The following is a 14,536-nucleotide window of genomic DNA, read 5'->3' on the forward strand; positions in this document are numbered from 1 at the left end:
CCGCGGGAGCCGCTGCGGATCGTCGTCGCCGATGACGCGGTGCTCCTGCGCGAGGGGCTGGTGCGGCTGCTCTCGGAGGACGGTCACGAGGTGGTGGCGGCGGTCGGCGACGGGCCCGCCCTGGTCGAGGCGGTGCTCACGCACCGCCCGGACGTGTCGGTCGTCGATGTGCGGATGCCGCCGACGCATACGGACGAGGGGCTGCGGGCGGCGGCCACCGCCCGCAGCCGGCTGCCCGGCGCCCCCGTGCTGGTGCTCAGCCAGTACGTGGAGGTGTCCTACGCCGCCGATCTGCTCGCGGACGGGGCCGGCGCGGTCGGCTACCTGCTGAAGGACCGGGTCGCCAGGGTCGAGGAGTTCCTGGACGCCCTGGTCCGTGTCGCCGGTGGCGCGACGGTGCTCGACCCGCAGGTCGTCGCCCAGCTGCTGGCCCGGCAGCGACGGGACGACCCGCTGGAGAAGCTGACCGCGCGGGAACGGCAGTTGCTGGCGCTGATGGCCGAGGGCCATTCCAATACGGCCATCGCCCGGCGCCTGGCGCTCTCCGGCAGCGCGGTGGAGAAGCACATCGGCAATGTCTTCGCGAAGCTCGGCCTGCCGCCCGACGACACCCGGCACCGCCGGGTGCTCGCCGTCCTGGCCCACCTCAACGCCTGAGAGCTCCTGGCCCACCTCAACGCCTGAGGGCTCAACGCCGGAGGGCCTCCCCTCACCAGCCGCCTTCGAAGAAGGCCAGGAGCGCCGGGGCGGGGTCTGCGGTGGTGGCCGTGTTCGCCACGGCGATCACGGCGACGGCCGCCGCCATCAGGGCCCAGAGCAGCCCGGACGACCGGAGCACGCGCCTGGTCCGCCGGTCGGACGCCGCCGCCGCGGCGAACCTCCGCCACGACACCGCGCTGATCGCGGCGGCACAGAGCGCCACCGCCGTCGCGGCCACCGCGAGCACGGCGTGGTACCGCCCGAAGTCGCTGACCATCACCTCGACGGGAGGCGGGGTCCGCCCGCCGTCCGGGTAGGCGGCCAGTTGCCGCCTGATCTCCTCCAGCGTGCCGGCCGGCACCCCGTGGGGTGCGTGGAGCGGCAGCATCGACAGCAGCGAGGAGAAGGGCGCCACCGTCCCCTGGACGTTCGCCATCACCATCGCCAGCGAGAACAGCGCGAGCGCCGTGACGGCCGCCCCGGCGGACGCGAGAGCGGCCCGCCTCCCCACGGTGAGCCCTCCGGCCCGCAGGTAGGCCTTCCGGAGCAGCAGGCCGAGCGCGACGAGCACGGCCAGCAGGAGCGCGGCGACCACGGCCTTGACCAGGTGGTAGCGGGACCAGTAGTCGACGACGCCCCGCAGACCGGGCGGAAAGCCCCGCTCACCGGCCGCCCAGTAGTCGACGAACGAGGCGGAGAGTCGGTCTTCGAGCTCGCGCCGGCCGCCGTAGCCACCGCCCGACAGGCTCCCGGCCACCGGTCCGGGGGCGAGGACGAAGGCGGGGACGAGAGCCGCGGCGAGAGCGGCGAGCACGGTGACCGCGCGGACGGGGACGTCCGCGGTGCGGGACGGACCGGGCGCAGTGGTGGTTGGTGTCGTTGTGGACATGCTGATGACTCTGTCGCGGTGCCCCCGCCCGGTCACTGCGGTCCGCCATCCACTCGGGGTGTGGCCTGCCACACCCCGAGGGCTCACCGAACGGCTCATTCCTCCGGCGGGAACACCACTTCCCCGGTCTCGGCCAGGGCGACCGTGATCGCCTCGACCGGGCATCCCTCGGCCGCGGCGAGCACCCGCTCGTTGGCGTCGGTCTCCGGGTCCACGGGATGCGACTGGCGGGCGGAGTCCAGCCGGAAGCCGTCCGGCGCGTGGTTGACGCACATCCCGGAGCCGATGCAGACGCCGCGGTCGACCTCGACGCTCCACCGGTCCCCCATCAGGACGCTCCCCCGTACCCGGCGGGCAGATGGATCATCTTGTGCTCGAAGTACTCCCCGTACCCCTCGGGCCCGAACTCCCTTCCCACGCCGGAGTTCTTGTAGCCGCCGAACGGTCCGAGCATGTCGAGGCTGAAGGTGTTCACGCTGTACGTGCCGGTCCTGACCCGCCGGGCGATGTCGATGCCGCGCTCGGTGTCGGCGGTCCAGACGCTGCCGCTGAGCCCGTACTCGGAGTCGTTGGCGATCTTCACCGCCTCGTCCTCTTCGCCGTACGGCAGCAGGCAGATGACCGGGCCGAAGATCTCCTCGCGGGCGATGCGCATGGAGTTGTCGACGTCCCCGAAGAGCGTCGGCTCGACGTACCAGCCGCGCTCCTGCGAGGCCGGACGCCCGCCGCCGGTGAGGATCTTGGCGCCTTCCTCCTGTCCGATCCGGATGTAGTCGAGGGAGCGCTGCTGCTGGCGACGGGCGACGAGGGGGCCGAGTTCGGTGGCCGGGTCGAGCGGGTCGCCGACCTTCAGCGCACCGGCGGCGGCGGCGAACGCCTCGGCCGTCTCCTCGTACCGGGAGCGCGGGACCAGGATCCGGGTCTGGGCCACGCAGGCCTGCCCGTTGATCATCCAGGCGAAGGGCACGATGCCCGCGACGGCGGTGTCGAGATCGGCGTCGGGGAGGATCACGGCGGCGGACTTCCCGCCCAGCTCCAGGGTGACGCGGGTGAGGTTGCGCGAGGCGACCTCCATGACGCGCCGTCCGGCGGCGACGGACCCGGTGAACGAGACCTTGTCGACGCCGGGGTGCCCGACCAGGTACTCGCTGACCTCGCGGTCGGCAGGCAGGATCGACAGCACGCCCTCGGGCAGCCCGGCCTCCGCGACGATCTCCGCCAGGATGTAGGCGTCCAGCGGCGATTCGGGCGACACCTTCAGGACGGCCGAGCACCCGGCCAGCAGCGCGGGCGCGAGTTTGGCGGCGGCGGTGAACTGCGGCACGTTCCACGGCACGACGGCCGCGACCACCCCGACCGGCTCGCGGCGCACCAGCAGCGGCCCGAGCGCCCCGTCCCGGCGCTCCTCGTACGGGAAGGTGCGGGCGACGGTGATCGCCGCGTCCCACACCATCATCGCGGCGAGGGCCTGCACCATGACGCTGGAGCTGTACGGGGTGCCGTTCTCCGAGCTGATGACCCGGGCGATCTCCTCGTACCGGACGGCGAACGCGTCCTTGATCCGGGTGACGACGGCGATCCGCTCGTCCAGTGTCATCCGGGGCCAGGGCCCCTCGTCGAACGCCCGGCGGGCGGCGGCGACGGCCCGGTCCACATCCCCCTCGGCGGCATGCGGCACCCGGCCGATGACCTGCTCGGTGTGCGGGGAGATGACCTCGATGACCTCCCGCCCGAGCGGATCGACCAACTCCCCGCCGATGAACAGTTTTCCGTGTTCGACAAGCTCGCTCATGGCTGCTGCCTCCCGCGACGCGGCATGTGACCCGACTCGTTGACCTGCTGGACCGGTCCTGCATCTGACTCTGTGTCAGAACTGATACCAGTTCCAGTTCCAGGAGTCCACGGCTGGGACAACTCCCGCAGCACGGGACGACGACGCAGACTGGCTCCCATGACCGCATCCCTCCACCACATCGTCATCGACGCACACGATCTGCCCGCCCTGGCCCGCTTCTGGGCCGCCGTCCTCAAATGGCGCGTCCTCTCCGAGCGGGAGCGGGAGGTGGTGATCGGACCGGACGTGAACGCCCCGGTGGGCATCTGCTTCATGCCCGCACCCGAGACGAAGACCGTGAAGAACCGCCTGCACCTGGACCTGACCACGGGCCCTGACGAGGGGGAGGCGGAGATCGGGCGAATCCTCGCGCTCGGCGCGCGCCGCGCGGACGTCGGGCAGACCGGCGAGGAGTCCTGGACCGTGCTCGCGGACCCCGAGGGCAACGAATTCTGCGTCGTGCGGCCGAAGTCCACCCTGACCGGGTAACCGGTGCGGACAGGTAGTCGACCGGGGCTACCACTGGAACAAGTTCTCGTTACAGTGGACGCGGCGCGCCGTGGCCGGGACCAGCACGCCGCCGAGACCGCGAAGAGATGGGGAGTCCATGACGCAGGTGATGAACCACGGTGGTGGCGTCCACAGCATCAAAGTCCCCATCCCCGACAACCCGTTGGGCCACACCCTGGTCCATGTCCTGGACACGGACCGGGGCCCGGTCCTGATCGACACCGGCTGGGACGACCCCGAGGCCTGGGACACCCTGACGGCCGGGCTCACGGCGGTGGGCGTGGACATCACCGACATCCACGGCGTGGTCATCACCCACCACCACCCCGACCACCACGGACTGTCCGGCCAGGTGCGCGAGGCGTCCGGGGCCTGGATCGCGATGCACGCCGCCGACACGGCGATCGTCCGCCGCACCCGGGAGTCGGAGCCGGGCACCTGGCTGTCGTACCTCGCGGCGAAGCTGGCGACGGTCGGCGCCCCGGAGGACCACATCGCGCCGCTGCTGGCCGCCCGCGAGAAGGGCGGCCGGATGCGCACCCTGCCCGGTCTGCGGGCCGCGCTGCCGGACCGCGAGATCGTGCCCGGCGAGCTCCTGGACCTGGCGGGCCGCGAGTTGCGCGCGATCTGGACCCCGGGCCACACGCCGGGCCATGTCTGCCTGCACCTGGAGGAGGACCACCCGGCCAATCTGCCCGGCCGCGGCCGCCTCTTCTCCGGCGACCACCTGCTCCCCGGCATCAGCCCGCACGTCGGCCTCTACGAGGACCCGGACAGCGCGACGGAGACCGACCCGCTCGGGGACTACCTCGCTTCCCTGGAACGGATCGGCCGCCTCGGAGTGGCCGAGGTGCTGCCCGCCCACCAGCACGCCTTCGCGGACGCGGCGGGCCGTGTCCGCGAACTCCTCGACCACCACGAGGAACGCCTCACCGGCCTCCTCGGACTCCTGGCGGAACCGCTCACGCCGTGGCAGCTGGCGGAGCGGATGGAGTGGAACCGCCCCTGGGAGCAGATCCCGTACGGATCGCGGAACATCGCCGTCTCGGAGGCCGAGGCACACGTGCGCCGACTGGTGAAGCTGGGGCGCGCGGAGGCGGTCGCGGGGAGCGGCCCGGTGACGTTCGTCGCGGTGTGACGGTGCGGAACGGGCTGATGAGGAAGAGCGCCTCCGGGCTACCCGGAGAGGACCGGCGCGGCCCCCTCCACGGGCCGCCCCGGCGGCGGCGCCCGGTCCAGGCTCCCGCAGTACCCGCCCGGTAGAGTGTGCGAGTCGTCATCACGCCCGTTCAGGGGGAAGCCGGTGCGAATCCGGCACTGACCCTTCCCCGAGCTCTCGACTTCGCTCGAGCAGGGGAGACCCCATCCCGTGACCGCCCCGTCGGCGGGGATCGGAATGCCCTGTCCGTGTCGTGACCGGCTCGTGCCATCGGGACCCCGGTGGCCGGCACCGTCGAGGTATACGGAGCCGGAGCCCGGTGCCTGTGTGCGCCCGGGACCGGTTCCCGCAGGAGAGGCCCCGCCCGCCATGACCGTACGCCGCAGCGCAGCCGCGCTCGCCGCCACCGCTGCCGTGCTCTGCGCGGCCGCAGCCGCAGCCCCGGCCGCGATCGCCGCGCCGTCCCCCTCTCCGTCCCCGTCCACGGCGCTGCCCTCGGGGCTGTACGGCACGGCGGACCCGACGTACGACGGGGTGTGGCGGCAGTCGCTGGCCTTCGTCTCGCAGCGGGCCGTGGGCGTCATGCCCGCCGCGAAGGCCGTGGACTGGCTGGTCGGGCAGCAGTGCGACAGCGGGGCGTTCGCCGCGTACCGCTCCGACCCCTCCGTGCCGTGCGACGCCAAGACCACCATCGACACCAACGCGACGGCGGCCGCAGTACAGGCGCTGCACGAGGTCGGCAAGCACGAGGAGCTCGTCGCCAACGGGCTCGACTGGCTGAAGTCCGTCCAGAACGAGGACGGCGGCTGGGGGTACACCGCCGGCAGCCCGAGCGACGCGAACTCCACCTCGATCGTGATCGGCGCCCTCGCCCGCGCCGGGGAGCGGCTCGGCGACATCACGACGCACGGCGGCAAGACCCCCTACGACGCCCTGCTCACCTTCGCCATCCCCTGCGGCGGCAAGGACGGCGGCGCCTTCGCCTACCAGCCCGACAAGGCCGGCAAGCTCGCCGCCAACGGCGACGCCACCGCCGCGGGCGTGCTCGGCTCGCTCGGCAAGGGGCTCGTCGTCGGGGACACCGCCGCGGCCAAGGCCCCCACCTGCAGGACCAGCAACCCGCTCAGGCCGGAGCGGGCCGCCCAGAACGGCGCCCACTACCTCGCCGGGGCCCTCGCGAAGACCGGGCACCTCGACCAGCCGCCGATGCCGGGGGCCGAGGACAGCGCCCCGCAGCCCGACTTCGGCAACACCGCCGACGCGGTCGTCGCCCTCTCCGCCTCCGGGCACAAGGACAAGGCCGCCGCCTCGGTGAACTGGCTGGCGAAGAACTCCGCCGGCTGGGCCGCGCAGAGCGGCCCCGCCGCCTACGCCCAGCTGGTCATGGCCGCCCACGCGACCGGCGCCGACGTGCACGACTTCGGCGGCGCCGACCTCGTCACCCAGCTGAACGCGACCGGGCCCGCGCCCGCCTCCGTGTCGAAGCCGAAGCCGGTCGCCACCGAGGAGGAGAAGAAGGACAGCGGCGACGGGGACGGGATCGGCGGTCTCTGGTGGTTCGTCGGGATCGGGCTCGCCGTCGGCGCCGGCGCCGGATTCCTGATCAGCGGCCGCCGCAAGAACCGGCAGCTGTGAGCGGGCGCGGACGGGCCACCGTACTGCTGGTGGTCCTGGGCGCCCTCCTGTCCGTGCTCGGCGCGGGGACGGCCCAGGCGGCCGGTTACCGCTACTGGTCCTTCTGGGAGGGCTCCGGCAGCGGGTGGGCGTACGCCACCCAGGGGCCGTCCCTGGTCCGGCCGGACGACGGCTCCGTGCAGGGCTTCCGGTTCGCCGTGAGCGCCGACTCCCAGGACGCGGCGAAACCGCGCCGCTCCCCCGACTTCGCGAAGATCTGCGCGGACACCCCCGCCGAGGACGGCAGCAAGCGGGTCGCGCTCGTCATCGACCCCGGCAACGCCGCCGACGCGCCGCAGGGCGAGACCCCGCCCCCGCCGCGTACCGCGTGCGCACGGGTCCCGAAGGACGCGAGCAGCGCGGAGGCGCTCGCCTCCGTGGCCAAGCCGCTGCGGTACGGGAGTGACGCGCTGCTCTGCGCGATCTCCGGCTACCCGGTCGCCGGGTGCGGTGAGCAGGTCTCGGGAACCACCGGTACCGAGAGCGGCCGGGCCACGGCGTCCGCGCCCACGTCTGCTTCCGCTTCCCCTTCCGGCAGCGGTGGCTCCGGCGGCGGCGGTCCGTCCGCCGGGGTGCTCTTCGGGGTCGGCGCCGTCCTTCTGCTCGGCATCGCCGCAGTCGCACAGGCCCGCCGCCGCCGCGGATGAACGGCTCGACGGACGGCCCCGGGAACGCTCCGGTGGCCGTCGCCCCGGTCCCGGTCTGGCGCGCCCCCGCCGCGACCCGGAGCAACGCGCTGCCCGCCGGGGCGTGGTGGCTGTGGGCGCTGGGGCTCGCCACCGCCGCGTCCCGGACGACCAACCCGCTGCTGCTCGGCCTGCTGGTGGGCGTGGCGGGGTACGTGGTGGCCGCGCGCCGCACGGACGCGCCGTGGGCCCGCTCGTACGGGGCGTTCATCAAGATCGGGCTGTTCGTCATCGGGGTGCGGCTGCTCTTCTCCGTCTTCCTCGGCTCCCCGATCCCGGGTACGCACGTGGTCTTCACGCTGCCGGAGGTGCCGCTGCCGGACTGGGCGAAGGGGGTGCGGATCGGTGGCCGGGTCACGGCCGAGCAGCTGCTGTTCGCGCTGTACGACGGGGCGAAGCTGGCCACCCTGCTGATCTGCGTCGGCGCGGCGAACTCGCTCGCCAACCCGGCCCGGCTGCTGAAGTCGCTGCCCGGTGCGCTGTACGAGGCCGGAGTGGCCGTCGTCGTCGCGATGACGTTCGCCCCGAACCTGGTCGCCGACGTGGTGCGGCTGCGCACCGCCCGGCGGCTGCGCGGCCGGCCGACCGGTGGCGTCGGGGCGGTGCTCCAGATCGGGCTGCCGGTCCTGGAGGGCGCGCTGGAGCGTTCGGTCGCGGTGGCGGCCTCGATGGACGCGCGCGGCTACGGGCGCACCGCCGAGGTACCGGCCGCCGTCCGGCACACCACGAACGCCCTCACCCTGGGCGGGCTGCTCGGGGTCTGCGCCGGTACCTACGGGCTGCTGGCCGCGCAGGGCGCGGTGTACGGGCTGCCGCTGCTGATCGCCGGGCTGGTCGCGGCGATGGCCGGGCTGCGCCTGGGCGGGAGGCGTTCGGTGCGGACCCGCTACCGGCCCGACCGGTGGGGGGTGCGGGCCTGGCTGGTCGCGGGCTCCGGTGCGGCGGTCGCGGTGGCGATGATCTGGGCGGGCGGCGCCGATCCCGAGGCGCTGCACCCCGGAGTCGTACCGCTGACCGCGCCGGTGCTGCCGCTGTGGCCCGCCGCCGCGGTGCTGATCGGTCTGCTGCCCGCGCTGGTCGCGCCCGTCCCGCCTTCCCCCACGGGCTTCGAGGAGCAGCTGTGATCCGGTTCGACGATGTTTCCGTGCGGTACGAGGGGGCCGGGCGCCCCGCCCTGTCGGGGGTCGATCTGACCGTTCCCGAGGGTGAGCTGGTGCTGCTCATCGGCCCCTCGGGGGTCGGCAAGTCGACTTTGCTGGGTGCCGTGTCGGGTCTGGTGCCGCACTTCACCGGGGGGCGGCTGACCGGGCGGGTCACCGTCGGCGGGCGCGACACCCGCACGCACAAGCCGCGCGAGCTGGCGGATCTCGTCGGCACGGTGGGCCAGGACCCGCTCTCCCACTTCGTGACCGACACAGTCGAGGACGAGCTGGCGTACGGCATGGAGTCGCTGGGCCTGGCCCCTGACGTGATGCGGCGGCGGGTCGAGGAGACCCTCGACCTGCTGGGCCTGGCCGGGCTGCGGGACCGGCCGATCGCCACGCTCTCCGGCGGCCAGCAGCAGCGGGTCGCGATCGGCTCCGTCCTCACCCCGCACCCCCGGGTCCTGGTGCTGGACGAGCCGACGTCCGCGCTGGACCCGGCGGCGGCGGAGGAGGTCCTCGCGGTCCTCCAGCGGCTCGTCCACGACCTGGGCACCACGGTCCTGATGGCCGAGCACCGGCTGGAGCGCGTCGTGCAGTACGCCGACCAGGTCGTCCTGCTGCCCTCGCCGGGCGCCGCCCCGGTGATGGGCACCCCCGCCGATGTCATGGCCCTCTCCCCGGTGCATCCGCCGGTCGTGGCGCTCGGGCGGCTGGCGGGCTGGGACCCGCTGCCGCTCTCGGTACGGGACGCCCGGCGGCGGGCCCCCGGGATGCGGGAGCGGCTGGCGGGTATGGAGCCGGTCCCGGTCGGTGGTGCGGCCGGGCCGTCGCTGCCGTCCGGGGTGACGGCCGCCGCCCCCCGCCCCGCCGCGCACCGGTCAGGGCTGGGCAGACTGCTCGGCCTGGTCCCCCGGGAGGCCGCCGCGCCCGAGCCCGTCACCGACGCCACCGCCCGGATCGAGCGCCTCGGGGTGCGGCGCGGCCGGATCGAGGCGCTGCGCCGGGTCACGCTCACCGTCGCGCCCGGCGAGACCGTCGCGCTCATGGGACGTAACGGAGCGGGCAAGTCCACCCTGCTCGCCGCCCTCGTCGGCATGGTCGAGCCCACCTCCGGCAGCGTCCTGGTCGGCGGCCGGACCCCGCACCGCACGCCGCCGCGCGAGATGGTGCGCCGGGTCGGGCTCGTACCGCAGGAACCGCGCGACCTGCTGTACGCGGACACGGTCGCCGCCGAGTGCGCGGCGGCGGACGCCGACGCGGGCGCCGCACCGGGCAGCTGCCGGGCCCTGGTCTCCGAGCTGCTGCCGGACGTACCCGACACCACCCACCCCCGCGATCTCTCCGAGGGCCAGCGCCTCGCCCTGGCCCTCGCCCTCGTGCTCACCGCCCGGCCCCCGCTGCTGCTCCTGGACGAGCCGACCCGTGGCCTGGACTACGCGGCGAAGGCCAGGCTCGTCGGGGTGCTGCGCGCGCTGGCGGCGCAGGGCCACGCGATCGTGCTGGCCACGCACGATGTGGAGCTGGCCGCCGAGCTGGCGCACCGGGTGGTGATCCTGGCCGACGGGGAGGTGGTGGCGGACGGGCCGACCCCACAGGTCGTGGTCTCCTCCCCGGCGTTCGCCCCGCAGATCGCGAAGATCCTGGCCCCTCAGGAGTGGCTCACCGTGACCCAGGTGCGCGCGGCGCTGGGGGGTGGCGCGTGAGCGGCACGACGGGCCGGAGCGCCCGGCCGGTGCGGCTCGGGCCGCGGGCCGTCGCCGCGCTGGTGCTGATCAGCGCGATCGGGGTGGTCGCCTTCGGCTGGCCGCTGCTGGCCGGGGCCGATTCGGGTCTCGCGCACGCGCAGGACGCGCCGTGGTTGTTCGCCGCGCTGCTGCCGCTGCTGGTCGGGGTGGTGGTCGCGATGATCGCGGACGCCGGGCTGGACGCGAAGGCGGTGGCGATGCTGGGGGTGCTGGCCGCCGTCGGCGCGGCGCTGCGGCCGCTGGGGGCGGGCACGGCGGGGCTGGAGCCGATGTTCTTCCTGATGGTGCTGAGCGGTCGGGTGCTGGGGCCAGGGTTCGGATTCGTGCTGGGCTCGGTGACGATGTTCGCGTCCGCGCTGCTGACCGGCGGGGTGGGCCCGTGGATGCCGTTCCAGATGCTGTCGATGGGCTGGTTCACGATGGGCGCGGGCCTGCTGCCCGCACCGGACCGGCTGCGCGGGCGCGCCGAGCTGCTGATGCTGGCGGCGTACGGGGCGGTCGCGGCGTTCGCGTACGGGACGATCATGAATCTGTACGGCTGGACCATCGTGCCGGGCCTCGGCTCGGGGATCTCCTTCCATCCCGGTGACCCGCTCGGCGACAACCTGGTGCGCTTCCTCGCCTACTGCACGGCCACCTCGGTCGGCTGGGACCTGGGCCGGGCCGTGCTCACCGTCGTACTGACGCTGACGGTCGGGGCGGCGCTGCTGAAGGCGCTGCGCAGGGCCACCCGGCGTGCCGCCTTCGAGGCCCAGGTCACATTCGACGTCCCGGCTGAGTGAGGGCACCCACAGGACCTTGGTCCTGTACGAAGCGGAATAGGAGCCGCCGGGATCGCACGTAACCCCCCGTTCCACCCCCTCCGAGCTGCTATGAAGCGTTATGGGGTGGTTCGGGACCTTCGGTCCTGGGTGCGAAGCGGGGTCGTACCGGGGGTCATTGCGGTCGTTGAACGGCGCCGCTAACACTGGTTGACGTCGCCGAGCACCGCAGCGTCCACCGATACGGACAGCGGTCAACGAGCACCGGGCCAGGCAGGATCAGGACCGGCGGGCGACTCAACCGTTCCCGACGTTAGGTTCCCTGTGTCGTTCGCCAGCACCCTTATCGCCAAGCCCCGCAACGCCCGTCGCAAGACCGTCATGGCCGGCGCAGCCGTCCTCCTGAGCGTCGGCGGTGTGGCCGTGGGCGCGACCTCCGCCATGGCGGCCCCGTCCGCCGCGCCGACGTCCGCCGGCGGCAGTGCCCAGGACACGGCCAGGCAGATGATCGGTGACGAGGCGCAGTTCCAGTGCTTCAGCAACATCGTCAGCCACGAGAGTGGCTGGAACCCGAGCGCGACCAATGCCTCCTCCGGCGCCTACGGCCTGGTCCAGGCCCTGCCCGGTTCGAAGATGGCGTCCGCCGGTTCCGACTGGCAGACCAACGCCTCCACCCAGATCAAGTGGGGCATGGACTACATGAACTCCCGCTACGGCAGCCCGTGCGGCGCCTGGTCGTTCTGGCAGGCCAACAGCTGGTACTGAGCCGGCCCGGACTCCGTCCGCGTATGACCGACAACCCCGACCGCGACGCGGCCGGGGTTGTCGGCGTGCGGGCCCGGGATCAGTGCCGGGCCGATTCGGCGTCGAACCAGCGCACGATCTGCGGACCCGACTTCAGGTAGGTCTCGTTGTGGGTGGTCGATCCCTGGTCGATCACCGGCGCCCGCACACCCCGCCACGCCAGGTCGGCCGCGCAGCTGCGGGCGTTGGCGATGGGTACGTCGGTGTCGCCGGAGGAGGAGTAGAGCCGCACCGGTACGTCGGGCTTCCAGGCGCAGTTGCCGTCCTGGGCGCGGATGGCCGCGAGCAGGGCGCCGGTCGGGTGCTGGATCTTCTCGTAGTAGTCCTCCGTGAGCAGTTCCTTCAGCGTCGCGGGGAGGGCCGGGATGATCTCCTCCTCGTAGTGGTTGGTGTCGAAGAGGCCGTCGACGATGCCGGCGTACGGCTCCCGGAACGCCTCCGAGGGGTCCTTCCAGAGCGGGTGGAGGCGGTTCTGCGCGGTGAGGAAGTAGGTCATGTAGAAGAGGGCGCTGGTGCTGTTGACCCTGCCGTCGAAGATGGCGGGCGTCTCCGCGTGCTCCAGGTCGTACGGTCCGGAGACGGGGGCCAGGGCCCGCAGGGTGAACCGCCGGTCCGCGCCGCCCTCCAGGGCCTTGCCGAGTGCCATGGCGACCTGGCCGCCCTGCGAGAAGCCGCTCGCGTACACGTCGCCGGTGAGCGGGCGGCCCAGCCGCTGGGCGGCGGTGCGCGAGGCGCGGAGCATGTCGAGCGACGCGGTGACGGCGGACCCGGTGTCCATGTACGGGTGGAAGCCGGGGCCCTTGCCCAGGCCCAGGTAGTCGGGGGCGGCGACCGCCCGGCCGGCCGAGGCCTGGAGGTAGGCGGCGTAGCGCCCGGAGTCCTCCGTGGCCGAGGGCGCGTAGTCGCGGTGGGCCATCGTGCCGTGGGTGTCGGAGACCAGGTCCAGCCGGTGGGCGCCGCCCTCGGGGAGCACGAGGAGGCCGGTGGCGGTGGTGGGCGCGCCCTGCGGGGTGACGGTGCGGTAGGTGAGCCGGTAGGCCCGGACGCCGTGTCTGACGGTGCCCGTATCCATGCCGGCCGTGGCGAGGAAGTCCGCGACGCCGTCCCGGTCGTGGCGGGCGACGGGGGTGAGCGCGAGGAGTTCGCCTCTGGCGTCGTGCCGCTGGGCGGCGGGTGCGGACCCGGTCCTGCCGGGCGTCTGGTGCCCGGCCGCCGTGGCGGGAACCGTGCCCAGTGCGGCGAGGACCACCACGGTGGCGGCGGCCAGGAGGCGTCGAGTGGCTTTCGTCCGGGCGGAGTTGCTCGCGTTGTTTTCCATGCCCATGACGCTAGGCAACGGTGGCGGGGGCCGACATCCGCGTACGCCCCCGCCCGGAGGTGTATCTGACAGCACCATCGGGCTGGGGCATCCCCCCGCAGGGGCCGTTACAGCCGCTGGATGATCGTTCCGGTGGCCAGCGCGCCGCCCGCGCACATGGTGATCAGAGCGAACTCCTTGTCCCTGCGCTCCAGTTCGTGCAGGGCCGTGGTGATCAGCCTGGCCCCGGTGGCGCCGACCGGGTGGCCGAGCGCGATCGCGCCGCCGTTCACGTTGACCTTCGCGAGCCCGTCGAGGTCCCGTTCGAAGACCTGGGCCCAGCTCAGCACGACCGAGGCGAAGGCCTCGTTGATCTCCACGATGTCGATGTCCTTGAGCGACATCCCGGCCTTGCCGAGCACCGCGCGGGTGGCGTCCACGGGGCCGTCGAGGTGGAAGTGCGGGTCGGAGCCGACGAGTGCCTGGGCCACGATCCGGGCCCTCGGCTTGAGCTTGAGGGCCCGCGCCATGCGCTTGGACGCCCACATGATCGCGCAGGCGCCGTCGGATATCTGCGAGGAGTTGCCCGCGGTGTGGATGGCGGTGGGCATCACGGGCTTGAGCCCGCCGAGCCCCTCCATCGTGGTGTCGCGCAGCCCCTCGTCGCGGTCGACCAGCCGCCACATGCCCTGTCCGGCAGCCTGTTCCGCCTCGGTGGTGGGCACCTGGACCGCGTAGGTCTCGCGTTTGAAGCGCTCCTCCGCCCAGGCGGCGGCGGCTCGCTCCTGGGAGAGGAGGCCGAGCGAGTCCACGTTGTCGCGGGTGAGGCCGCGCTTGCGGGCGATGCGCTCCGCGGCCTCGAACTGGTTGGGCAGGTCGACGTTCCACTCGTCGGGCCACGGCTTGCCCGGCCCGTGCTTGGAGCCGCTGCCGAGCGGCACCCGTGACATCGCCTCGACCCCGCAGCTGATGCCGACGTCGATCACCCCGGCCGCGATCATGTTGGCGACCATGTGGGAGGCCTGCTGCGAGGAACCGCACTGGCAGTCCACGGTCGTCGCGGCGGTCTCGTACGGGAGCCCCACGGTGAGCCAGGCGTTGCGCGCGGGGTTCATGGACTGCTCGCCGGCGTGGGTGACGGTGCCGCCGACGATCTGTTCGACGCAGTCGGCCTGGATGCCGGTCCGGCCGAGAAGTTCACGGTAGGTCTCACCCAGCAGATAGGCGGGGTGCAGATTGGCGAGCGCACCTGAGCGCCTGCCGATGGGAGTGCGTACGGCTTCGACGATGACGGGTTCCGCGGCCATGAGCTCGTCCTCTCCTCGCACTTCCG

At 73.4% G+C, this 14,536-nt stretch carries 14 protein-coding genes; 9 read left to right on the forward strand and 5 right to left on the reverse strand.

Annotation, left to right across the window (positions count from 1 at the left end; translation table 11 throughout):
• The first annotated feature begins 12 nt into the window (after positions 1-12).
• Positions 13-657: a response regulator transcription factor gene (locus tag OG892_RS10895; RefSeq protein ID WP_328868486.1), complete on the forward strand. Its 645-nt coding sequence runs from the start codon at positions 13-15 to the stop codon at positions 655-657.
• Between the two features lie 52 nt (positions 658-709).
• Here OG892_RS10895 and OG892_RS10900 read toward each other — a convergent pair whose 3' ends face one another.
• The 3 genes from OG892_RS10900 to OG892_RS10910 all read right to left on the reverse strand — a co-directional run bounded on the left by OG892_RS10900 (position 710) and on the right by OG892_RS10910 (position 3,380).
• Entirely contained in the window at positions 710-1,588 is an 879-nt protein-coding gene (locus tag OG892_RS10900) for a hypothetical protein (RefSeq protein WP_371629002.1), read from the reverse strand.
• A 95-nt stretch (positions 1,589-1,683) separates the two neighbouring features.
• Positions 1,684-1,917, reverse strand: a complete 234-nt coding sequence (locus OG892_RS10905; RefSeq protein WP_371629003.1) for a ferredoxin — start codon at positions 1,915-1,917, stop codon at positions 1,684-1,686.
• A complete protein-coding gene (locus OG892_RS10910) occupies positions 1,917-3,380 on the reverse strand; it encodes an aldehyde dehydrogenase (protein ID WP_073735818.1) in 1,464 nt (487 codons plus the stop codon). Before OG892_RS10910 ends, OG892_RS10905 begins: the two co-directional genes overlap by 1 nt.
• A gap of 159 nt (positions 3,381-3,539) precedes the next feature.
• Between OG892_RS10910 and OG892_RS10915 the strand changes: the two genes are divergently transcribed.
• The 8 genes from OG892_RS10915 to OG892_RS10950 all read left to right on the forward strand — a co-directional run bounded on the left by OG892_RS10915 (position 3,540) and on the right by OG892_RS10950 (position 11,867).
• Entirely contained in the window at positions 3,540-3,911 is a 372-nt protein-coding gene (locus OG892_RS10915; RefSeq protein ID WP_371629004.1) for a VOC family protein, read from the forward strand.
• A 118-nt stretch (positions 3,912-4,029) separates the two neighbouring features.
• Entirely contained in the window at positions 4,030-5,070 is a 1,041-nt protein-coding gene (locus OG892_RS10920) for an MBL fold metallo-hydrolase (RefSeq protein ID WP_073735820.1), read from the forward strand.
• 390 nt (positions 5,071-5,460) lie between these two features.
• Entirely contained in the window at positions 5,461-6,726 is a 1,266-nt protein-coding gene (locus OG892_RS10925) for a prenyltransferase/squalene oxidase repeat-containing protein (RefSeq protein ID WP_073735821.1), read from the forward strand.
• Positions 6,723-7,412: an SCO2322 family protein gene (locus OG892_RS10930; RefSeq protein WP_371629005.1), complete on the forward strand. Its 690-nt coding sequence runs from the start codon at positions 6,723-6,725 to the stop codon at positions 7,410-7,412. The genes OG892_RS10925 and OG892_RS10930 overlap by 4 nt, the downstream gene beginning before the upstream one ends.
• The gene (locus tag OG892_RS10935) at positions 7,409-8,575 is read left to right on the forward strand and encodes an energy-coupling factor transporter transmembrane component T (protein ID WP_371629006.1); all 1,167 of its coding nucleotides are present in this window, start codon (positions 7,409-7,411) and stop codon (positions 8,573-8,575) included. Before OG892_RS10930 ends, OG892_RS10935 begins: the two co-directional genes overlap by 4 nt.
• On the forward strand, positions 8,572-10,299 hold the full coding sequence (locus OG892_RS10940) for an ABC transporter ATP-binding protein (RefSeq protein WP_371629007.1): 1,728 nt from the start codon (positions 8,572-8,574) through the stop codon (positions 10,297-10,299). The genes OG892_RS10935 and OG892_RS10940 overlap by 4 nt, the downstream gene beginning before the upstream one ends.
• The gene (locus OG892_RS10945; protein ID WP_073735825.1) at positions 10,296-11,123 is read left to right on the forward strand and encodes an ECF transporter S component; all 828 of its coding nucleotides are present in this window, start codon (positions 10,296-10,298) and stop codon (positions 11,121-11,123) included. The genes OG892_RS10940 and OG892_RS10945 overlap by 4 nt, the downstream gene beginning before the upstream one ends.
• A 303-nt stretch (positions 11,124-11,426) precedes the next feature.
• A complete protein-coding gene (locus tag OG892_RS10950) occupies positions 11,427-11,867 on the forward strand; it encodes a transglycosylase SLT domain-containing protein (RefSeq protein WP_073735826.1) in 441 nt (146 codons plus the stop codon).
• A gap of 79 nt (positions 11,868-11,946) precedes the next feature.
• Here the strand turns inward: OG892_RS10950 and OG892_RS10955 are convergent, their stop codons facing one another.
• A complete protein-coding gene (locus OG892_RS10955; protein ID WP_371629008.1) occupies positions 11,947-13,230 on the reverse strand; it encodes an alpha/beta hydrolase in 1,284 nt (427 codons plus the stop codon).
• A 101-nt stretch (positions 13,231-13,331) separates the two neighbouring features.
• Positions 13,332-14,510, reverse strand: a complete 1,179-nt coding sequence (locus tag OG892_RS10960; protein ID WP_073735828.1) for a steroid 3-ketoacyl-CoA thiolase — start codon at positions 14,508-14,510, stop codon at positions 13,332-13,334.
• Between the last annotated feature and the right edge of the window lie 26 nt (positions 14,511-14,536).

It is taken from the genome of Streptomyces sp. NBC_00341 (assembly GCF_041435055.1).
In the GTDB taxonomy this organism is placed as follows: Bacteria; Actinomycetota; Actinomycetes; order Streptomycetales; family Streptomycetaceae; genus Streptomyces.